The sequence below is a fragment of the Dyella sp. C9 genome, from assembly GCF_003332825.1.
Taxonomy (GTDB): Bacteria; Pseudomonadota; Gammaproteobacteria; order Xanthomonadales; family Rhodanobacteraceae; genus Dyella.
In genome coordinates, this window is record NZ_QIRF01000004.1 from 25,370 (window position 1) to 45,809 (window position 20,440).

24 protein-coding genes are annotated in these 20,440 nt (G+C 68.2%); 8 read left to right on the plus strand and 16 right to left on the minus strand.

From position 1 onward, the window contains the following. Nucleotides 1-2 precede the first annotated feature (2 nt). On the minus strand, nt 3-884 hold the full coding sequence (locus DVU99_RS07030) for a DMT family transporter (RefSeq protein WP_114239510.1): 882 nt from the start codon (nt 882-884) through the stop codon (nt 3-5). A gap of 151 nt (nt 885-1,035) precedes the next feature. Between DVU99_RS07030 and DVU99_RS07035 the strand changes: the two genes are divergently transcribed. Continuing rightward, a complete protein-coding gene (locus tag DVU99_RS07035; RefSeq protein ID WP_157971372.1) occupies nt 1,036-1,362 on the plus strand; it encodes a hypothetical protein in 327 nt (108 codons plus the stop codon). Between the two features lie 13 nt (nt 1,363-1,375). Further along, a complete protein-coding gene (locus DVU99_RS07040) occupies nt 1,376-1,951 on the plus strand; it encodes a DNA-3-methyladenine glycosylase I (protein ID WP_114239512.1) in 576 nt (191 codons plus the stop codon). Here DVU99_RS07040 and DVU99_RS07045 read toward each other — a convergent pair whose 3' ends face one another. Then, complete coding sequence (locus DVU99_RS07045; protein WP_114239513.1) at nt 1,952-2,872, minus strand: LysR substrate-binding domain-containing protein; 921 nt, start codon at nt 2,870-2,872, stop codon at nt 1,952-1,954. Between the two features lie 110 nt (nt 2,873-2,982). Here DVU99_RS07045 and DVU99_RS07050 point away from each other — a divergent pair, with 110 nt between their 5' ends. Further along, nucleotides 2,983-3,186, plus strand: a complete 204-nt coding sequence (locus DVU99_RS07050) for a hypothetical protein (RefSeq protein ID WP_114239514.1) — start codon at nt 2,983-2,985, stop codon at nt 3,184-3,186. Nucleotides 3,187-3,224: 38 nt separating this feature from the next. Here DVU99_RS07050 and bioC read toward each other — a convergent pair whose 3' ends face one another. From bioC to bioB, 5 genes are all read right to left on the minus strand, one after another. After that, complete coding sequence (gene bioC, locus DVU99_RS07055; protein WP_114239515.1) at nt 3,225-4,106, minus strand: malonyl-ACP O-methyltransferase BioC; 882 nt, start codon at nt 4,104-4,106, stop codon at nt 3,225-3,227. Further along, complete coding sequence (bioH, locus tag DVU99_RS07060; RefSeq protein WP_114239516.1) at nt 4,103-4,873, minus strand: pimeloyl-ACP methyl ester esterase BioH; 771 nt, start codon at nt 4,871-4,873, stop codon at nt 4,103-4,105. Before bioH ends, bioC begins: the two co-directional genes overlap by 4 nt. Then, a complete protein-coding gene (locus tag DVU99_RS07065) occupies nt 4,870-5,733 on the minus strand; it encodes a sulfurtransferase (protein WP_114239517.1) in 864 nt (287 codons plus the stop codon). The genes bioH and DVU99_RS07065 overlap by 4 nt, the downstream gene beginning before the upstream one ends. Nucleotides 5,734-5,762: 29 nt before the next feature. Continuing rightward, nucleotides 5,763-6,947, minus strand: coding sequence for an 8-amino-7-oxononanoate synthase (gene bioF, locus DVU99_RS07070; RefSeq protein WP_114239518.1), 1,185 nt, complete (start codon nt 6,945-6,947; stop codon nt 5,763-5,765). 103 nt (nt 6,948-7,050) lie between these two features. Continuing rightward, entirely contained in the window at nt 7,051-8,055 is a 1,005-nt protein-coding gene (gene bioB / locus DVU99_RS07075) for a biotin synthase BioB (protein WP_114239519.1), read from the minus strand. Nucleotides 8,056-8,196: 141 nt separating this feature from the next. Here bioB and DVU99_RS07080 point away from each other — a divergent pair, with 141 nt between their 5' ends. After that, on the plus strand, nt 8,197-8,403 hold the full coding sequence (locus DVU99_RS07080) for a hypothetical protein (protein ID WP_114239520.1): 207 nt from the start codon (nt 8,197-8,199) through the stop codon (nt 8,401-8,403). A 13-nt stretch (nt 8,404-8,416) separates the two neighbouring features. Beyond that, nucleotides 8,417-9,136, plus strand: a complete 720-nt coding sequence (locus DVU99_RS07085; RefSeq protein WP_114239521.1) for a ComF family protein — start codon at nt 8,417-8,419, stop codon at nt 9,134-9,136. A 15-nt stretch (nt 9,137-9,151) separates the two neighbouring features. Here the strand turns inward: DVU99_RS07085 and DVU99_RS07090 are convergent, their stop codons facing one another. Together DVU99_RS07090 and DVU99_RS07095 are read right to left on the minus strand one after the other, a co-directional pair. Beyond that, the gene (locus tag DVU99_RS07090; RefSeq protein WP_114239522.1) at nt 9,152-9,820 is read right to left on the minus strand and encodes a MarC family protein; all 669 of its coding nucleotides are present in this window, start codon (nt 9,818-9,820) and stop codon (nt 9,152-9,154) included. A 130-nt stretch (nt 9,821-9,950) separates the two neighbouring features. Continuing rightward, the gene (locus DVU99_RS07095) at nt 9,951-10,385 is read right to left on the minus strand and encodes an MliC family protein (protein WP_114239523.1); all 435 of its coding nucleotides are present in this window, start codon (nt 10,383-10,385) and stop codon (nt 9,951-9,953) included. 217 nt (nt 10,386-10,602) lie between these two features. Between DVU99_RS07095 and DVU99_RS07100 the strand changes: the two genes are divergently transcribed. Next, the gene (locus DVU99_RS07100) at nt 10,603-12,075 is read left to right on the plus strand and encodes a DUF2252 domain-containing protein (RefSeq protein WP_232823496.1); all 1,473 of its coding nucleotides are present in this window, start codon (nt 10,603-10,605) and stop codon (nt 12,073-12,075) included. An 84-nt stretch (nt 12,076-12,159) separates the two neighbouring features. After that, nucleotides 12,160-12,498, plus strand: a complete 339-nt coding sequence (locus tag DVU99_RS07105) for a carboxymuconolactone decarboxylase family protein (protein WP_114239524.1) — start codon at nt 12,160-12,162, stop codon at nt 12,496-12,498. A 12-nt stretch (nt 12,499-12,510) separates the two neighbouring features. Here DVU99_RS07105 and DVU99_RS07110 read toward each other — a convergent pair whose 3' ends face one another. The 4 genes from DVU99_RS07110 to ubiA all read right to left on the minus strand — a co-directional run bounded on the left by DVU99_RS07110 (nt 12,511) and on the right by ubiA (nt 15,999). Beyond that, the gene (locus DVU99_RS07110) at nt 12,511-13,779 is read right to left on the minus strand and encodes an RNA polymerase sigma factor (RefSeq protein ID WP_114239525.1); all 1,269 of its coding nucleotides are present in this window, start codon (nt 13,777-13,779) and stop codon (nt 12,511-12,513) included. A gap of 55 nt (nt 13,780-13,834) precedes the next feature. Continuing rightward, the gene (locus tag DVU99_RS07115) at nt 13,835-14,248 is read right to left on the minus strand and encodes a VOC family protein (RefSeq protein ID WP_114239526.1); all 414 of its coding nucleotides are present in this window, start codon (nt 14,246-14,248) and stop codon (nt 13,835-13,837) included. Between the two features lie 17 nt (nt 14,249-14,265). Further along, complete coding sequence (locus DVU99_RS07120; protein ID WP_114239527.1) at nt 14,266-14,694, minus strand: YciI family protein; 429 nt, start codon at nt 14,692-14,694, stop codon at nt 14,266-14,268. Nucleotides 14,695-14,970: 276 nt separating this feature from the next. Continuing rightward, complete coding sequence (ubiA, locus tag DVU99_RS07125; protein WP_114239528.1) at nt 14,971-15,999, minus strand: 4-hydroxybenzoate octaprenyltransferase; 1,029 nt, start codon at nt 15,997-15,999, stop codon at nt 14,971-14,973. A 130-nt stretch (nt 16,000-16,129) separates the two neighbouring features. Here ubiA and DVU99_RS07130 point away from each other — a divergent pair, with 130 nt between their 5' ends. Continuing rightward, a complete protein-coding gene (locus tag DVU99_RS07130; RefSeq protein WP_114239529.1) occupies nt 16,130-16,486 on the plus strand; it encodes a hypothetical protein in 357 nt (118 codons plus the stop codon). 64 nt (nt 16,487-16,550) lie between these two features. On the opposite strand, the gene ilvA is transcribed toward DVU99_RS07130, so the two are convergent. From ilvA to ilvB, 3 genes are all read right to left on the minus strand, one after another. Further along, the gene (gene ilvA / locus DVU99_RS07135; protein ID WP_114239530.1) at nt 16,551-18,113 is read right to left on the minus strand and encodes a threonine ammonia-lyase, biosynthetic; all 1,563 of its coding nucleotides are present in this window, start codon (nt 18,111-18,113) and stop codon (nt 16,551-16,553) included. After that, entirely contained in the window at nt 18,110-18,358 is a 249-nt protein-coding gene (gene ilvN / locus DVU99_RS07140; protein WP_114239531.1) for an acetolactate synthase small subunit, read from the minus strand. Before ilvN ends, ilvA begins: the two co-directional genes overlap by 4 nt. Nucleotides 18,359-18,480: 122 nt before the next feature. Further along, a complete protein-coding gene (gene ilvB, locus DVU99_RS07145; RefSeq protein ID WP_114239532.1) occupies nt 18,481-20,346 on the minus strand; it encodes a biosynthetic-type acetolactate synthase large subunit in 1,866 nt (621 codons plus the stop codon). Nucleotides 20,347-20,440 lie beyond the last annotated feature (94 nt).

Sequence of the window (20,440 nt, forward strand, 5' to 3'; positions counted from 1 at the left end):
GATCAAGCCCGCCGCAGGCGCAGCCCGCTTACCGCGAGCAGGCCGAGCAGGATGAACACGATGCCCACGCCCTCCATCGCGCTGGGGCGTTCGTGCAGGATCGCCCAGGCCAGCAGCACGCTCACGATGGGCACGCCGAGACTGGCCACGCTGGCCACCGCCGTGGGCAGGCGATGCAGCACCAGCAGCCACAGGCCCCAGGCCAGGCTGGAGGCGATCAGCACGCTGTAGGCCAGGCCGGCGACCAGGCTCCAGTTCCAGTCCATCGATCGCTGCGGTACGCACAACGCCACCACGACCAGCGCGAGTGCACCGAACAGCATCTGCCAGGCGGTGAGGTTCAGCGGCGTGGGGGCGTGGCGGATGAACACGCGTTTGCTCAGCACCGTACCCATGGCCCAGGCCAGGCCGGCGCCGATCGCCAGGAAGGTGCTGCGGGCATTGCCCAGCCCATGCCAGGGTTCGATGATGCATACCAGCCCGATCGCGGCCAGACCCAACCCCAGCCAGCGACGGGGCGTGAGCCGCTCGTCCAGGATGATCCAGGCCAGCAGCACGGCCCAGAACGGCATGGTGTAGGCCAGCAGCGCGATGCGCCCGGCGCCGCCGTTCACCAGCGCCCATTGGCCCAGGCCCTGGAACGCGGTGGTCTGGCACAGCCCGATCATCGCGGTGGGCAGCAGCGGCGGCGGCTTCAGCGGCTGGCGCAGCACCCGCAGGGCGCCAAACAGCACCAGCGCGCCGAGCGAATAGCGCAGCGCGGAGAAATCGAACGGGCCTGCGTGGTTGAGCACCTGCTTCATCACCACCCAGCTGTAGGCCCAGATGAGGATGGTGGCCAGCAACGCCAGTACGGCGCCGCGCGATGAGGAAGGAGCGTTCATGGACATCCGTGATGGGAGGCGGCGCGTGCGACAGGTGGTGCCCTTGTCCGGCGCGCGGGGGTGGGATAGCGTCGTGCCTGACCGGGAAACTTACCAGTCGCGCAGAAACTGACAAGGGGTAGTGATGGCTCGGACGAGCGCTTGGAACAGCTTGATCGCGTGCGTGGGACTGGCCGGCTATGTCGGCATGCTGTTCCGCTTCCCGGTGCTGGTGCAGATGGTGCAGGCCGGCGAGATCGCCGTGGTGAAGGCGGTGCCGACGGTGATCGGCGCACTGTGCCTGCTGGTCGCCTGCCTGGGCCTGTTGCTGCGCCGGCCCGCGCGCCGCTGGCTGTTCGTGGTGGCGGCCGTGCTGTTGCTGGCCGGACTGCTGTGGCTGCCCACGTTGGTGTTCTCGTTCTGGCTGTGGATCGCGGTGGTCGCCGCACTGGCCGGGGCGTTGCTTGGTTTTGTCGGTGGCCGCGGGACGGCTGCCTGAAAAGGATGCTCGCATGACGTCGAAAGCCGCGGCCCGCACGCGCTGCCCCTGGGGCGACAGCCCGGACATGCACGACTATCACGACACCGAGTGGGGCACGCCGTTGCGTGACGACCAGGCCCTGTTCGAATTCCTGTGCCTGGAAGGCGCGCAGGCGGGGCTGTCGTGGCGCACCATTCTGCTCAAGCGCGAGCACTACCGGCGAGTGTTCCACGATTTCGACATCGCGCGCGTGGCGGCGATGAAGGACAAGGAACTGGAGAAGGCGCTGCTCGACCCGGGCATCGTGCGCAACCGCCTCAAGGTGTACGCCACGCGCGACAACGCCATCGCCGCGCTGAAGGTGATCGACGAGCTGGGCAGCCTGGATCATTACCTGTGGTCGTTCGTGGACGGCAAGCCGATCCGCAATCGCTGGACTGCGCAGAACCAGGTGCCAGCCAGCACGCCCTTGTCCGATCGCATGAGCAAGGAGCTGAAGAAGCGTGGCTTCCGCTTTGTCGGCACCACCATCTGCTACGCCTTCATGCAGGCCACCGGGATGGTCAACGACCACGTGGTGAGTTGCTTCCGCCACGACGCCGTGTGATCAGTGATGCCGGTGCCGCGCCGGCGCGCGCGGCAGGCGCTGCGGATCCTGCGCGTAGTGTCGGGCCTCGTGCAGCAGCCACTCGCGAAAGGCCAGCAGTGCCGGATGCTGCGCGGAGCGCGGCGGATACACCAGGTAATGGGCGTAGTCGGAACGCAGGCGTCGCTGGCTGAGCAGCAGCAGCTGGCCTGATTCCACCTGCGGCCGCGCCATGGTGAGCCGGCCCAGTGCGATGCCCATGCCTTCGATGGCGGCGTGATGCAGGGTTTCCGTGTCGTCGAAATGCGCGAGATAGCGCTTGGGCGGCTCGCCGCCAAACGTGTGGAACCATTTCACCCACAGGTTCTCCGGATCGCGCAGCAGCGGCCATTGCGCCAGCTGGCGCTGGGTGGGGCGGCCCAGCCGCCGGATCAGCTCGGGACTGGCGATCGGGGTGATCCAGTCGTCGAACAGGTGCTCGGCGCGCACGCCCGGCCACTCGCCTGGTCCGAAGCGTAGCGCGGCATCTACCGGCTCGCGCTCGAAATCCACCAGCTCCACGCAGGACTGGAGATTCAGTTGCAGGTGCGGATGCTCGGCCATGAAGCGCGCCAGCCGCGGCACCAGCCAGCTCGAGGCCACCGAGGGCATCACGCTGAGGGTGAGCTGGTCGCCGGGTGGCGCGCTGAATTCCTTCAGCGCGCGCTCGATCGACTCGAACTGCGGCCCCACCAGCGCCAGCAGCCGCGCGCCTTCAGGGGTGAGGTCCACGCCGCGCGGGCCGCGCACGAACACGCGCTGGCCGAGGCGATCCTCCAGGCCGCGGATCTGGTGGCTGAGCGCGCTGGTGGTGAGGTGCATGTAGCGGGCCGCCAGCGAGAGATTGCCGGTGCGCGCGGCAAGCACGAAGCCTTGCAACGCAGTCAGTGGCGGACGGCCCATGTTGAAGTTGCCTCAATCCAGGTATGCAAAAGTCTCGCTTTTTGCAGGGCTGCCGTTGGCCTAGTGTCGGTGTTGTCCGCTCAAGCGGACATGCCTGGAGGAAGGCGATCATGCTGCTGTTCGGCTATGCCATCACCAAAGCCCCGGCGACGTCATCCAAGGTCGCGCCGGCGACGCAAGTCCAATACGTACCCACGCAGCGCAATCTAGCGCCGGCACCATGCACGGAACGTCATGGGGACGACAAGGCGGTCGACGGGCTCGACCATTACATCGACGCCCGCCTGGAAGAGGCGCGTTTCCGTATCGACTGATACCGGTTGGCCGGGCCGCGGTGGCGGCCCGGCGGCGCTCAGCGGCGGCGCGAGCCGCGCAGGCTGTCCACCGAGAAGCTCGCCATTTCGCCGCCGCCGGCCATGCGGCGCGACTGCCCCGGCGGCGGGCCCCAGGCATGGGCAGTGACCACTTCCCAGGTAGCGGGAATACGGCCATCCACGCGCATGGTCTCGTAGGCCGCCAGCATGCGGCGGTAGTGCTGCTTGCCCAGCAGGTGGCGCTCGCGCTCGCGATCGGCATTGGTGGCGCCCAGGCCCTGCAGCTCCTTGAGCAGCATGCGCGGCTCGCTGTAGGTGAGCGTGTAGCGGTCCACGTCCAGCACCGGGTCACGCAGGCCGGCGTTGATCATGGCGTCGCCCAGGTCGTGCATGTCCAGGAAACGGCTGACGTGGGGCTGCTCGTCGGCCATGGCCCAGGCGGCGCGCAGTTCCTTCAGGGTGTCGGGGCCGAAGGTGGAGAACACCAGCAGGCCGCCGGGCTTGAGCACGCGCACGCATTCGCCGAACAGCGCGGGCAGGTCGTCGATCCACTGGAAGCAAAGGTTGGAGTGCAGCACGTCCACGCTGTGGTCGGGCAGCGGCAGCGCAGTGGCTTCGCCGCATACGCGCTGGAACGGCTTGAGCCAGCTGACGTGCTTCTTCGCCGCCTGCAGCATCGGTAGCGCCAGGTCCATGGCGATCACCTGCGCCTTCGGGTAGCGCTTGCGCAGCAATGCGGTGCCGCGGCCGGTGCCGGCACCCACGTCGACCACGCGCTCGGGCGTTTCCAGATAGAAGCCGAGGCGATCCAGCAGCAGGGTCTGCACCTCGCGCTGCAGCGCGTCGTGCTGCTCATAGGTGCCGGCGGCACGGCCGAAGTTGCGGCGCACCTGGCGCTGGTCGAAATGCAAAGACGTCATTGGAAGCTGTCCAGCAGCGGTGCAAGCGCGGCCGCCACGTCGTTGGCGTAGCCGAAGAACGGCGCGTGGCCGGCGTGGGCGATTTCCACGTAGTCGCCGCGCGACTGGCCGGCGGACCACGCCATGGCGGGCGGCGGCACGATGCGGTCGCGATGGCCCGCGATCCACGCACTGGGCACGCCGAGGCCGGCGAGGTCGGCGCGGCGATCGCTGGTTTCCAGGATGCGGATGCCTTCCTGCAGCACGCGCAGGTTGGGCTCGCCGCGGGTGAAGATCAGGCTGCGCAGGTGGCGCACTTCCGCCATCGGATCGCGGCTGCCCATGGCCTCCAGCGCGATGAAGCGCTCCAGCGTGCCGTGGTAGTCGGTTTCCAGGTCTTCCGCCAGCTGGCGCACCAGCTTGGGATCGCTGCCGTGCGGCCAGTCATCGCTGCGCGAGAATTTCGGCGTGCCGTCGATGACGCCGAGGCCGCGCACCTGCTGCGGATGCTCCAGCGCGCCGGTCATGGCGATCAGGCCGCCGAGCGACCAGCCGATCCAGATCGCCGCCGGCGTGCGTTCGGCGATGGCCTGCGCACAGGCTGAGGGCTCCAGCGACAACGTGCTGTCGCGCGAGTAGCCGTGGCCGGGCAGGTCCACCACGTGCATGGTGCAGCGATCGGCCAGCACGTCGCACAGCGGCTCCATCATGCCGCCGTGCATGGCCCAGCCGTGCAGGATCACCACGGGGATCTCGCCGTGGCCGTGGGTTTCGATGTGGAGACTCATGCGCGCCGTACTCCCTCTCCCCGCTGGGGAGAGGGTTGGGGTGAGGGGTGGATGCTCGCGGTAGCGTTGAGCTGTGACGGGTTTTCGCAAGACGGGTCGCCCACCCCAATCTCCCCGCCAGCGGGGAGCGGAAGTGAGGGCGCGAGGTTCTTGTCCAGCGCACCGCGCTCGTCGAACACGAAACAATCGCCGCGCCAGTGCGCGCCGTCGGTTTCCTCGAAATACTTCAGGATGCCGCCTTCGAGCTGGTACACGTGCTCGATGCCGATGTCCTGCATGTGCAGCGCGGCCTTTTCGCAGCGGATGCCGCCAGTGCAGTACGACACCACCGTCTTGCCCTCGTAGCGCGCTCGGTCGGCGGCCAGCGCGGCGGGGAACTCGGTGAAGCTGGCGATGCGGTAGTCCACCGCGTGGTCGAACAGGCCGACATCGGTCTCGTAGTCGTTGCGCGTATCCAGCAGCACCACTTCGCGGCCGTGGTCGTCATGGCCCTGCGCCAGCCAGCGCTGCAGCGTCACTGGCGCCACCGACGGCGCGCGTTCGCCTTCCGGGCGGATCGCCGGCATGCGCATGGTGATGATCTCCTTCTTCAGGCGCACGCGCATGCGCGCGAACGGCACCGCGTCGGACATCGACACCTTCGGCTCCAGTCCGGCGAAGCGCGGGTCCTCGCGCAGCCAGTCCATGAAGGCCTCGATGGGCTCGCCGGGGCCGGCGAGGAACAGGTTGATGCCCTCGGGCGCCAGCAGGATGGTGCCCCTCAGGGCCAGCGCTTCGCAGCGCTCGCGGATGCGATCGCGCAGCGCCGGCAGGTCGTCGAGGCCGATGAAACGGTAGGCGGAGAGATTGATGATGGACATGGGGGAGAGCGGGTACGACAAGGCCGCCATTATACGGGCTGCCCCGTGGGCACCCGGGACAGTGCCTCCAGCAGCCGGTCCACGTCGGTTTCCTCGTGTGCCGCCGACAACGTGATGCGCAGGCGGGCCTTGCCCTGCGGTACGGTCGGCGGACGGATGGCGGTGACCAGGAAACCCTGCCGTTCCAGCGCGGTGGAGGCATCGAGCGCGGCCTGCGCATGGCCCAGCAACAGCGGCTGGATGGCGGTGGGCGAGGGCATCAGCGGCAGGCCCAGCTGGGCGGCGCCCTGGCGGAAACGGGCGATCAGCGCCTCCAGCTTGGCGCGCCGCCAGCCTTCGGCCTGGGCCAGCCGCACTGCGGCCAGGGTGGCGGCCGCCAGTGCCGGTGGCATCGCGGTCGTATAGATGTAGGTGCGGGCGGACTGCACCAGCCCGTCGATCAGCGCGGCCGGGCCGGCCACGAAGGCACCGCTGCAACCCAGCGCCTTGCCCAGCGTGGCCATCAGTACGGGAACCTCGTCCTGGCCGAGCCCTGCCGCCGCCACGCTGCCTTCCCCGCGCGCACCCAGCACGCCCAGCCCATGGGCGTCGTCGACCATGAAGGTGGCGCCTTCGCGGTGGCACAGCGCAGCGAGCCCGGGCAGCGGCGCGATGTCGCCGTCCATGCTGAACACGCCATCAGTGGCGAGCAGCGCACCGGTTTCGGCCTGGCCGGCGAGCTGGCGCGCGGCCGCGTCCACGTCGGTATGCGGATAGCGCTTCAGCGTGGCGCCGGCCAGTTGCGCGCCATCGATCAGGCAGGCGTGGTTGAGCTTGTCCTGCACGCACAGGTCGCCGTGCTGCAGCAGCGCCTGCATCACGCCAAGGTTGGCCATGTAGCCGGTGGAGAACAACAGCGCACGCTCGCGCCCGGTCCACTCGGCCAGCGCCTCTTCCAGCGCGGCATGCGCCGGGCGATGCCCGCAGATCAGGTGCGCCGAACCGCTGCCGACGCCATCGCTGTCCGCCGCGCGCTTGAGCGCGTCGACCAGCGCGGGATGTTGGGCCAGCCCCAGGTAGTCGTTGCTGCAGAAGGACAGCAGGCGGCGGCCGTCGCGCTCCACCCACGGGCCGTCGGCGCGATCGATGGTGCGCAGGCGGCGCTGCAGGCCTGCACGGGCGCGTTCGGCACCGTACAGGCCCAGGCGATGGAGCAGGTCGGGGCGGCAAGTCATTCCGTGGTCCCTGTGCAGGAGCGCACCTTGTGCGCGACAAGCCTACGGAGCGGGGGCACCCTGGCGCCGGTCGCGCACAGGGTGCGCTCCTGCAGCGGAGCGGTCAGGCCACGCAGTGCTCGAGGATGTCCGCGTGCACCGTGCTGGACTCTTCCACCACTTCCAGCGGATGCAGGTCCAGGCGCTTGAACAGCTGGCGATCGTGTTCCACGTCCGGATTGCCGGTGGTGAGCAGCTTTTCGCCGTAGAAGATCGAGTTGGCGCCGGCGAAGAAGCACAGCGCCTGCACCGCGTCGTCCATCTGCTGGCGGCCGGCCGAGAGGCGCACCATCGAAGCCGGCATCAGGATGCGCGCCACGGCGATGGTGCGCACGAAGTCGAACGGATCGATCGCATCGGTGCCGTTGAGCGGCGTGCCTTCCACCTGCACCAGCTGGTTGATCGGCACCGATTCGGGGTGCTCGGGCAGGTTGGCCAGCGTCTGCAGGAGCCCGGCGCGCTGGTCGCGCGTCTCGCCCATGCCCACGATGCCGCCGCAGCAGGTCTTCAGGCCGGCTTCGCGCACGTGCTCCAGCGTGTCCAGGCGGTCCTGGTACTGGCGCGTGTGGATGATCTCGCCGTAGAACTCCGGTGCGGTATCCAGATTGTGGTTGTAGTAGTCCAGGCCGGCCTGCTTCAGCGTGGTGGCCTGCTCGCCGTTGAGCATGCCCAGGGTGGCGCAGGTTTCCAGGCCCAGGCCCTTCACCGCGCGCACGATCTCGGCCACCTTCGCCACGTCGCGGTCCTTCGGGCTGCGCCAGGCGGCGCCCATGCAGAAGCGCGAGGCGCCGGCGTTCTTGGCCGCCTGCGCGCGGGCTACCACGGCTTCCACGCTCATCAGCTTCTGCGCCTGCACGCCGGTGTCGTAGCGCGCGGCCTGCGGGCAGTAGGCGCAATCCTCGGGGCAGCCGCCGGTCTTGATCGAGAGCAGGGTGGAAACCTGCACGGCGTTGGGATCATGGTGTTCGCGGTGCACCGAATGGGCGCGGTGCAGCAGTTCGTTGAACGGCAGGGCGAACAGCGCGGCGACTTCGGCGCGGCTCCAGTCATGACGGATCGGTTGGGCCATGGCGACAGCTCTGGGGGGAGAAAGCGCGACAGTGTGGCAGCGGTTTGGCCTCTGTCAACTTTTAAACGTGACTTAAGGTTGACGATGCGCGAACGTATGGCAGCCGCTACCATCGGGGAATCGGCCTTGGGAGCTTCCGGCATGAGTGAAGGTGAGGGTGGCATCGGCAAGGTGCCCGCAGCGATCGCCAGCCTGCTCATCCCTGGCCTGGGCCAGTTGTTGCAGCGGCGCCCGTGGATCGCCCTGGTGATGATCGTGCTGGCGGTCATCCTGTGGATCATCCGCATGGGCTGGGTCATCCACCTGTGGTCCTGCCTGGACGCCGCCATCTACCGGCGGCGCGACTGAGAGGCCCCGGCGCATGGATGCGCGAATCGCCTGGCAAGCCATCAGCCGCCCGCTGCGATGCTTCCTGCTGCCCCTGCATTGCCTGCTGTGCGGCGCACAGGGCGAGGACGAACTGGACCTGTGCCGGGCCTGCGCCGCCGAACTGCCCCGCAACCGCAGCTGCTGCGCACGGTGCGCCCTGCCGCTGGCCGAAGCGGCCGCCCTGTGCGGCCAATGCCAGCGCCGCGCGCCGCCATGGCAGGTGGCCTGGGTGCCCTTTCGTTATGGCTGGCCGCTGGACCGGCTGGAGTCGCGCTTCAAGTTCGCCGGCTCGCTGGCGGCGGGCAGGGTGCTTTCCACGCTATGGCTGCGCGAGCCGCCCCTGATGTCCTTGCCGCAGGTGATCGTACCGATGCCCTTGCATCGGGCGCGCCTGCGCGAACGCGGCTACAACCAGGCCATCGAGCTGGCCCGCCCGCTGGCCCGCGACCTGAAACTGCCGTTGCGCCACGACCTGCTGCAACGCACGCGTGCCACCCAGGCGCAGACCGAACTCGGCGCACTGGCGCGACGCCGCAACGTGCGTGGTGCATTCGCGGTACGCGACGGCACGGCCATCCCTGCCCACGTCGCCCTGCTCGACGACGTGATGACCACCGGCGCCACCCTCGCGGAAGCCGCACGATGCCTGCGCCGGGCAGGCGTGCAGCGGGTCGACCTATGGGCACTGGCGCGTGCGCCGCACCGGCGCTGACGGGCCCGCGGACGTCTATTTGAAATGCAGTGAATCCAGCAGCTCGGACAAGCCCGTCCACAGCAGTTGCACGCCGATGCAGAAGATCACGAAGGCAAACAGGCGCATGGTGATCTTGGTGCCGATGTTGCCCAGCAGCCGCTCCAGGTCGCCGGCAAAGCGCACGCAGATGTAGATGCTGGCGCACAGCACCAGCAAGGCGGCGCCGACGCCGGCGATGTGGCCGAGCGACAGGCCTTCGCGTGGTGAACCAGTGCCCAGCGCGATCGCCACCGCGATGGAGCCGGGGCCCACGGTGAGCGGCAGGGTCAGTGGATAGAACGCCTTGGCGGCAAGCGAGCCATGACGCGGCTGGGCCTGCAGTTCGGCGGTTTCGTCCTTGGTGTCGTCGTCGTCGGGTTTCTGCAGCAGGTTCCAGCCGGCCATGCTGATGATGATGCCGCCCGCGACGCGCAACACCGGAATGGAGATGCCGAAGAAGGACAGTACGTAGGCGCCGAGAAGCAGCGAGCCCAGCAGGATCGCCAGGCTGTTGGTGGTGATGCGCCAGGCCAGCTCCGAGCGCTCCGCCGGCGTGGCGTTGGGCACTATGCTCAGCACGATCATCGCCGAGGCCGGTGGATTGATGATGGGAAACAGGCCGGTGACGAGCAGCAGCAGGGTCTGGGTGAATTCCTTGAGCATGGCTCACGCTCTCCGCGACGGGGAAGACTCGCTGGCGCGCCGGTGATCGGGCCGGTGGCGCAGCGGCATGGCATCACAAGGCGCGGTACGCGGGCAAGCTTGCCGTCCGGCCCGTGGGCGCCGCAGCCGTTCAGCCGGACGGCGAGCCGCCCGCGGCCGGCAGTTCCTCGCCGGAGCCGCTGCAGGTGCGCGGAGACTCGCCGGCGAGGGTGAACGTGGCGTCCTTGAGGCCCTTGCCCCAGAACTCGTTGCCGTTGGCGTCCGCATAGCGCGCGCCATCGGCGGAGACGGCGTGCGGAAGCACCAGCGTCTTGCCGCCATAGGAAAGCTCCACCTGGTCCGGCGTGAAGCGCCCGGTCACCGCGAGGTCGCCGCACTGGTAGGCATAGCTGTGAACCGCTTGTGCCGGCGTATTTCCCGCCGCCGGCGCCGAGGTGGCGGGCGCCGGTTCCTTGGTGGTCGGCGCGCTGGCCGCAGCACGTTCGGCAGCCTGGTGGTCGCTGGACTGGCAGCCGGCGAGCACCAGCAACAACGGGGTGATCCACAGGCAGCGGGCAGCACGCATGGGCAAATCCTTGGTGGTGTTCGAGGTGACGCACGCCCAGCATCGGGTGTCGCGGGTGGCTCCTGCGTGAAAGACGCGTATGCGACGCACCCAGCGCCTGGCCTTTACGAAGAAGCCGGTATTTTTACGGTTTTTCTTCACTGCCCCCGGGTGTCAAATGGAGCACTGGCCTCGTCGCCAGCCATTTCTGTCCATGTCTCATGAGTCGGGGGCATCCATGTCTACCACCGTCGAGCAAGCCACCACCCCGGTCGCCGAACGCCATGCGGGGCGCAAGAGCCCGAAGCTGCCGTTCGCACCCGAAGTCACGCCATCCGCGCCGATCTCCCAGCAGAGCCTGCTGCTCTCGCCCGAGTTGCGGCAAGCCATGGCCAAGGGCATCCGCGAGCAGTGCTCGCGCAAATCGCTGGGTGGCTGGAAGGCGCCCAAGGACCGGCGCGACCCGGTCGACATCCTGATCGAAACCTCCAAGGGTCGCGTCGAATCGCTGGTGCCGATCCGTTATGCACGCATGATGGCGTCGCCGTTCGCGTTCTATCGCGGCGCCGCCGCCATCATGGCCAGCGACCTGTCCACCACCGTCAGCACCGGCATCCATCTGCAGATCTGCGGCGACTGCCACCTGGTGAACTTCGGCGGCTTCGCCACGCCCGAGCGCAAGCTGGTGTTCGACATCAACGACTTCGACGAGACCACCGTGGGTCCGTGGGAGTGGGACGTCAAGCGCTTGTGCGCCAGCCTGGTGGTGGCGGCGCGCGCCAACAGTTGCTCGGCCGACGACGCACGTGGCATTGCATGGGAGGCTGCCACGGCCTATCGCGAATACACCGCAGAGTATGCGCGGATGGCACTGCTGGATGCCTGGTACGACCACATTGACCTGCAGGATGTGATCGATCGCATCCAGGACGAGCAGATGAAAAAGATCGCCTCCAAGAGCGTGCGCAAGGCCATGGAGCACACGGCGCACACCAAGGAGTTCATCAAGCTCACCGCCGCGGGCGGCACGCCGCCGCGCATCCAGGACGAGCCGCCGTTGATCTACCACGACGAGAAGATCATGTCCGAGGTCAGCGAGGACGAGCGCCAGAAGGCCTTCGAGAACTATCGCCTGTCGCTGCTGCCGGAGCGGCGCGTGCTGCTGGATCGCTTCAAGATCGTGGATTCGGCGGTGAAGGTGGTGGGCGTGGGCAGCGTGGGAACCTATTGCGGCATCCTGCTGATGGTGTCGGGCAACGGCGATCCACTGTTCCTGCAGTTCAAGGAAGCGCGCGAATCGGTGATCGACCCCTTCATCGGCAAGAACGTCTACCCGCACCAGGGACAGCGCGTGGTGGCCGGACAGCGCCTGATGCAATCGGCCAGCGACATGTTCCTCGGCTGGACCGAAGGGCCGCATCGGCACTTCTACCTGCGCCAGTTGCGTGACGCCAAGATCTCGCCGCAGGTGGAGCTGATGCAGGCGCCCAATCTGCGTCGCTACGGGCGGCTGTGTGCCCACGCGCTGGCACGGGCGCATGCCCGTTCGGGCGATGCCGTGCTGCTGTCGACCTATCTTGGCAAGAGCGACGCCTTCGCCGATGCCATCGCGTCGTTCTCGGTGGCCTACGCCGACCAGAACGAGCGCGATCATGCGGCGATGGTGAAGGCGGCGCGCGCCGGGCGTATCGACGTCGCCACCCTCAACTGAGTGTGAGGTCCCCGCGCCGCTGGCGCGGGGACCTCGTCAAAGCGCCAGTCACCGCCCTCCTGGCATCCCTCAAGGAGACTACCCATGTTGAACTGGCCCGAGTACCGCAAGGAACTCCTCGCTCGCATCGGTGACATCGGCAAGTTGAGCCCCGATACGGTGGCCGGCTACCAGACGCTGAGCAACGCCGGCAAGAAGACCGGTCACCTGGATGCCAAGACGCACGAATTGATCGCGTTGGCGGTGGCGGTTACCACGCGCTGCGATGGCTGCATCACGGTGCACACGGCCGAAGCGCTGAAGCACGGTGCCAGCCACGAGGAGATCGCCGAGGCGCTGGGCGTGGCGGTGGCCCTCAACGCCGGTGCGGCGTTGGTGTATTCGGCGCGCGTGATGGACGCCGTGGCGGCCTACGGAAAGTAGTCCGCGCCTGGCTCAGGGCAAATCCTGCAGAAGGGCCGCGCGTTGCAGCATCAGCGTGCGTTCGCGCGCATTACGCGCCAGTTCGGCGGCGCGCAGGAATTCCTCGCGTGCTTCGGCGTGTCGTCCCAGCCGTTGCAGCAGGTCGCCGCGCACGCCGGGCAGCAGGTGGTAATGGCGCAACAGGGGTTCGTCGCGTAGCGCGTCGACCTGGGCAAGACCCGATTCGGGGCCGAACGCCATTGCATGCGCCACCGCGCGATTGAGCGCCACCACCGGCGAGGGCATGCGCTGCGCCAGCCTGTCGTACAGCGCGGCGATGCGCGGCCAGTCGGTATCCTCCACATGGGCCGCGCGCGCGTGGCAGGCCGCAATGGCCGCCTGCAGCGCATAGGGGCCTTCGGCTCCGCCGAGCGCCTCGGCGCGTTGCAGGGCGGCCAGTCCGCGCCGGATCAGCAGGGGATCCCAACGCGCGCGGTTCTGCTCGGTGAGCAGGATCGGCTCACCGTTCGGCCCGGTGCGCGCGGCGGTGCGCGAGGCCTGGATTTCCATCAATGCCACCAGGCCGTGCACTTCCGGCTCGGCCGGCGCCAGCCCGGCCAGCACGCGGCCCAGCCGCATGGCCTCCTCGCATAGCGCCGGGCGCATCCAGTCGTCGCCGGCGGTGGCGGCGTAGCCTTCGTTGAAGATCAGGTAGACCACCTCGAGCACCGAGGCCAGGCGTACGGCGAGTTCCTCGCCACGTGGTACCTCGAACGGTACGTTGGCCTCGCTCAGCGTGCGCTTGGCCCGCACGATGCGCTGGGCGAGGGTGGCTTCGGGCACCAGGAAGGCGCGGGCAATCTCCGGCGTGGTCAGGCCGCCGATCAGGCGCAAGGTGAGCGCGACCCGCGCGTCGGTGGACAACACCGGGTGGCAGGCGGTGAACACCAGGCTCAGCAGGTCGTCGCCGATGGCATCGTCCAGCATGGCATCCATATCCCCCACGCTTTGTTCGAGCTGCTCCTCGATCTCGCGGGTCAGCTCGCCTTCCTTGCGCCGGTGCAGGGCATGCCGGCGCAACTGGTCGATGGCCCGGCGCTTGGCGGTGGTCATCAACCAGGCGCCGGGATTGTGCGGAACGCCGCTGGCGGGCCACTGCTCCAGCGCAGTGACCAGTGCGTCCTGCGCCAGCTCCTCCGCCGTGCCCACGTCGCGCACGATGCGGGCAAGCCCGGCGATCAGGCGGGGCGACTCGATGCGCCAGACAGCCTCGATGGTGCGATGGATGTCGGTTGCCGTCATGGCAGCCGATCACAGCAGCGGGCGCCGGCGGGCGCAAGTGCGCGCCGGCCCACGCTCAGGCGGCCGGCCCCATCACCATCCAGTTCACGCCGAAGCGGTCACGCAGCATGCCGAAGCTGCTGGCGAAGAACGTCCTGGCCAGCGGCAGGGTGATCTCGCCGCCTTCGGCCAGCGCCTTGAAGCGGCGGCTGGCCTCGGCGTCATCGGCCGTCTCCAGCGTGAGTGAGAAGCCGCGGAAAGCGGTCTGCCCGCGGCACATGCCATCGGAGGCCATCACCGTGGAATCGCCGATGCGCATGCTGGCGTGCATGATCTTGTTCCCGTCCGGCGGATTGGGCCCGGCGCTGCCCGGCTCGGGGTTGTCCTTGTAGCGCTTGAGGTTAAGCACCTGGGCACCGATGGCCCTGCCGTAGAAATCCAGGGCCTCTTCGCAGCGGCCGTCGAAGAACAGGTAGGGCTGGATCAGCATGTGGGATCTCCGTCGGGTCAGGTCTGCTGGTTGATGGTGGCGCGTAGCTGCTGTTCGTGCTGCCGTTGCTCTGGGTTGAGTACATCGCCGAAATCCTCCATCTCGAACACGCGGCGGATCTCGACCTCCGAAGGCATGCCATCAAACGGATTGGGTGCGCGCTTGAGCCATTCGATGGCCTCCTCCAGCGAGGAGCACTGCAACAGCCAGAAACCGGCGATCAGCTCCTTGGTCTCGGCAAAGGGGCCATCGATCACTGTGCGCTGCCGACCGTCGTAACGGATGCGCGCACCGCGCTGGCTGGGGTGCAGCCCCTCGGCGGCCAGCAATATGCCGGCCTTCACCAGCTCTTCATTGAAACGGCCCATGTCCTCCAGCAGCTTCGGGCTGGGCATCTCGCCCGCTTCCGAGGCGCCCGTCGCGCGCACCATGGCCAAGAATCGCATGTTCGTAGCTCCCTTCTCGTGGGTTGGCGGCCACCCTTTGGGTGGCCTTCAATCTCACGTCGAACGAGCTCCACCGAAATCGACATGGCGGTGTAGGAGCGCACCTTGTGCGCGACCGGATCGAAGCAGGGACGAGGGATCAGTCGTGGGGCTGCCGGGTCCGGCCACCCGGGGCCGGCGTGCAGGCCGCGACGGGTGTGGGTGCTTGCGCCCTCGCTCCTTGGCGTTTCGCTTCGTCGGGTTTTCGCGCACAGCGTGCGCTCCTGCGGGCGGGGATCAGCGTACCGCCAGCGCCAGCACGATGCCGATCCACAGCGCCATGCCGAGCCAGTTGTTGTTGCGGAACGCCCACAGGCAGGCGTCGCGCTCGCGTCCGCGGATGCGCCACATCTGCCAGCCGAACAGGCCGGCGGCCACCAGCAGGCCCAGCCAGTACGGCCAGCCGAGGCCGCTGCGCTGGCCCACCAACAGCATGGCCAGCAGGAAGGTGGCGATGAGAATGCCCAGGATCGGCAGGTCGGCGTCGCCGAACAGGATCGCGGTGGACTTGGCGCCGGCCTTGATGTCGTCGTCGCGGTCCACCATGGCGTACTGGGTGTCGTAGATCACCGACCAGATGATGTTGGCGATGAACAGCAGCCAGCCGACCGGGTGGGTGGCCGTGCCGGTCACCGCGGTGAAGGCCATCGGGATCGACCAGCCAAAGGCCGCCCCCAGCACCACCTGCGGCAGGTGGGTGTAGCGCTTGGTGAACGGGTAGATCGCCGCCAGCGCGGCACCGGCGAAAGACATGTAGACGGTGAGCCGGTTGGTGAACAGCACCAGCACGAAGGAGAACACCAGCAGGCTGGCGAACACGATCAGCGCCTCGCGCGGGCTTACCCGCCCCGCTGCGATGGGACGGCCGGCGGTGCGCGCCACCTGCGGGTCCAGCTTGCGGTCGGCGAAGTCGTTGATGGCACAACCGGCGGCGCGCATGGAGAACACGCCGAGCGTGAAGATCACCAGCAGCTTCACCGGCGGGAAGTCGTGCGCGGCCAGCCACAGGGCCCACCAGGTCGGCCACAGCAGGAGCAGGGCACCGATCGGCCGATCCATGCGGGTCAGCACCAGGTAGTCGCGCGCCTTGCTGCGATAGGGCGCCGGCAGGCGCTGCAGCAGCCAGTCCAGCACGCGCGTGGCGCGGGAAGAACTGTCGGCGGGCTGCGCCGTGCCGGGCTGCCGAGCCGTCGGTCCGGGACGCGGACGCGCGGTGCTGGAGGTCGGCAGGTTGCGCCGCTGGCGCTTGCGGGATGTGGGAGCCATCCATCAAGTTTAGCGTGGCCCGGCAGCCCCCGTGGCGTGACGCAGCGCCGGTTTGCCCTGCGCGGCCTGTCGCACCACGGTCATCAGCCTCTTTACACTGTGCGCTTCACCACGGAGCGGAGCCGTCGCCATGCCCAGGGCCCTGAGTCACATCGCGCTGATCGTCAGCCATCCCACGCGCAGCGCGCACCTGCTGACCGGCGTGTTCGACGACGCGCGGATCCTGCGCGAGGAAGACCCCGACGATGCGCATCCGGAAGTGATCGTGCAACTGGCCGGGCTGGAGTTTGCGCTGATCCGTGGCCAGGGCCCCGCCGCGCGCAATGGCGACCACATCGCGTTCGCCGTCAGCAAGGCTGAACAGCTCGCCTGCGCCTCGCGGCTCGATGCGCTGGCGCTGGATTACCAGATGGCACGACAGGACACCGCGCTGTATTTCAGCGACTACGACAACCACGTCTTCGAACTGGAAGTCGTGGAAGAGTGATGTGACGGGGCGCCTGGGCGTTGCGCCCCTGTAGGAGCGCACCCTGTGCGCGACCCGGGCCGCCTCACTCCCGCAGCAGCAACCGATACGCCGGATTCTCGCTCTCGTCGCGATACGGATAGCCCAGCGTATCGAGGAAGGCCTGGAACAGCGCACGCTCGTTTGTCGGTACCTGGATGCCCACCAGGATGCGGCCGTAATCCGCGCCCTGGTTACGGTAATGGAACAGGCTGATGTTCCAGTCCGGGTGCATGTGGCCGAGGAAGCGCGTAAGCGCACCGGGCCGCTCGGGAAACTCGAAGCGGTACAGCAGCTCGTGCCGTGCCAGCGGCGAGCGCCCGCCGATCATGTGGCGCAGGTGCAGCTTGGCCAATTCGTCGTCGGTGAGATCGAGTACCTCGAAGCCGTGCGAGTGGAAGGCGCCGACCAGGCGATCGCGTTCGTCGCGCTGCGTGGTCTGCACGCCGACGAAGATATGCGCCTCGGTGGCGCTGCCGATGCGGTAGTTGAATTCGGTGATGTTGCGCTGGTCCAGCGCGGTGCAGAAGCGGCGGAAACTGCCGCGTTCCTCCGGAATGGTCACCGCGAACACCGCCTCGCGCTGCTCGCCCACTTCCGCGCGCTCGGCCACGAAACGCAGGCGGTCGAAATTGAGGTTGGCGCCGGACACTACCGCGATCATCGGCGCGGCCTGCGCGCCGTGGCTGGCCACGTACTGCTTGAGGCCGGCAAGCGCCATGGCGCCGGCGGGCTCCGGCACGCTGCGGGTTTCCTGGAACACGTCGCGGATGGCTGCGCAGATGGCGTCGGTATCCACCCGCAGCATGTCGTCGACATGGCGCTGGCACAGCGCAAAGGTGAGGTCGCCCACGCGCTTGACCGCGGTGCCATCGGAGAACAGACCCACTTCGCCCAGGCTGACCGGTTCGCCGGCGTCGAGCGAGCGCGCCATGGCGTCGGAATCGGCGGTCTGCACGCCGATCACCTTCACCTCGGGCCGCAGTGCCTTCACGTAGCCGGCAATGCCGGCCAGCAGGCCGCCGCCCCCGACTGGCACGAAGATCGCGTGCAGCGGGCCGGGGTGCTGCCGCAGCAGCTCCATGCCCACGGTGGCCTGGCCGGCGATCACCGCCGGGTCGTCGAACGGGTGCACGAAGGTGTAGCCGTGCTCGTGCTGCAGTCGGGCGGCGGTTGCCTGGGCGTCGCTGTACGAATCGCCGGCCAGCACCACCTCGACCTGCGCACCGCCAAAGCGGCGTACCGCATCCACCTTCACCTGCGGTGCCGTCACCGGCATCACGATCACCGCGCGGATGCCGAGGCGCGACGCGGCGAGCGCCACGCCCTGCGCATGGTTGCCTGCCGAGGCGGCAATCACGCCGCGCGCTCGTTGCCCGGCATCCAGCGACGCCATGCAGTTGTATGCGCCACGCAGCTTGAACGAGAACACCGGCTGCTGGTCCTCGCGCTTGAGCAGCACCGGCTGGCACAGCCGCGCCGACAGCAGCGGCGCGGGCTCCAGCGCGGTCTCGCGCGCCACGTCGTAGACGCGCGCGCCCACCGTCAGCCGCAGCAGTTCGTGCTCGCTCAGCCGGTCGCGCTCGGCCGGTGTCGCCACGGCGTTCATGGGGCAGGCGCGCTGGCCGGATGATTCACTTCGATCACGTCCACCAGCTTGCGCGTCTGCTTGATGATCTGGTCGATGGTGTCGTCGGCGCCGTGCATCACCAGGGTGAGCTGCGACACGGCGGGATCGCGCGTGGCGGCCACGGTGAGCGAGTCGATGTTGCAGTGGCGCGCGGCGAACAGGCCCGCCACGCGCATCAGCGCGCCGGATTCGTTTTGCAGGAGGATCGACAAGGTGTGTTTCACGGCAAGACTCCGTAATCCCTCCTACTCGTCATCCCAGCGAAAGCCGGGATCCAGCGCCTGTAGGCTGAAAAGTTGCTGGGGCCCAGCGCTCACCCCCTTTTGGGGTCCGCCGGGCCGACGGCCTAGAACATGTCGGATGTGGCGTCCCCACCCGTCGCCAGCGCCACGCGCGACGGGATGAAATCGCCGGTGATCATCTGTGCATAGGTGGCACCCGGTCCCACCATCGGGTAGACGCCCGCATCCGGGTCGATCATCACTTCGAGGAAGGCCGGTCCGTCGAAGGCGAGGAAGTCGGCGATGGTGTCGGCCAGCTCCTCCTTGCGCTCCAGCCGCCGCGCCCACTCGAAGCCGTCGGCCTGCGCGGCCTTGATGAAATCCTTTTTGTGCAGGCTCTTGTCGGAGGAGGCGAAGCGGCCGCGGAAGAACAGCTTCTGCCACTGGCGCACCATGCCGTCGCCGATGTTGTTGAGCACCACCACCTTCACCGGCAGGCCGTAGGTGGTGACGGTTTCCAGCTCGCCCAGGTTCATGCGGATGCTGGCGTCGCCGTCGATGTCGATCACCACCGCGTCGCGCCGCGCGAACTGCGCGCCGATCGCCGCCGGCAGGCCGAAACCCATCGTGCCCATCGAACCGGAGGTGAGCCAATGGCGCGGCTCGCGGAAATCGAAGTACTGCGCCGCCCACATCTGGTGCTGGCCCACGCCGGTGCTGATCACCGCGCGGCCCAGGGTGTGGCGGTTGATCGCCTCGATCACTGCCTGCGGCTGGATCAGCGCGCTGTCGCGATCGTAGTTGAGTGCATGGGTGGCCTTCAGCGCGGCGATGTGCGCGTGCCAGTCCGCGTAGCGGCCCTCGCTGGCGAAATGCAGGTCGTGGCGCAGGCCGTAGTGGTGCAGGCGCGATAGCGTCTGGTCCAGGTCGCCCTGGTGGTGCCATTGCACCGACTTCACCTTGCCGATCTCGGCCGGGTCGATGTCGATCTGCGCGATGAAACGTGCGTTCGGCGCAAACTTGCCCGGCACGCTGGCCACGCGGTCGTCGAAGCGTGCGCCAAGCGCCAGCAGGAAATCGCAGTCTTCCACCGCGTAGTTCGCATGCGCGGTGCCGTGCATGCCCAGCATGTGCAGCGCCAGCGGCTCGGTGGTATCCACCGCGCCCAGTGCCATCAGGGTGGTGGTCACGGGCAGGCCGAACTGCTGCACGAAGGCGCGTAGCGTGGCCGATGCCTCGCCGGCGATGATGCCGCCGCCGGCATAGATCAGCGGTCGCTTCGCGTTGCCCAGTGCCTCGAAGAAGGCCGCGCACTGCGCATCGTCCACCCGTGCGTTCTGGATGGCGTGCTGGCGCGCGCGGTAGCCGGGAATGGGCAGGGTGCCGCTGCCGGCGAAGGTCAGCGTGGCGTTCTGCACGTCCTTGGGAATATCCACCACCACCGGGCCTGGCCGGCCGCTGCGGGCGATCTCAAAGGCGGTGCGCAGGGTGGTTTCCAGCCGCGAGGGATCGGTGAGCAGGAACACATGCTTGGCGCACGGGCTCATGATGTTGCTGACCGGCGCCTCCTGGAAGGCATCGCTGCCCAGTGCACCGGTGGGCACCTGTCCGCAGATCACCACCATCGGCACCGAGTCGGACATGGCATCGCGTACCGGCGTCACCATGTTGGTGGCGCCAGGGCCAGAGGTGACGATGGCCACGCCCACCTTGCCCGACGCGCGTGCATAACCGGCCGCCATGAAACCGGCGCCCTGCTCGTTGGCGGGCACGATCAGTGGCATCGGCTCGCCGCCGATCGGCGAGAGATGGGTGGCATTGAAACGGAACACCGCGTCGTACACCGGCAGGATCGCGCCGCCCGAATAGCCGAACAGGACGTGCACGCCTTCGTCGGCCAGCACCTGTACCACCACCTCGGCGCCGCTCATGGTCTGGCCGGCGAGCGGATGGGTGGAGGCCGGCGCGGCCATCTCCTTTTGCAGTGGCATGTTCACGGTAATCGGCTTTCCCAGATCGCAGACAGTTCGGCGATGCGAATTTCGGTTGGAAAAACTCCCTCCCTTGAATGTCAGGGGAGGGCAA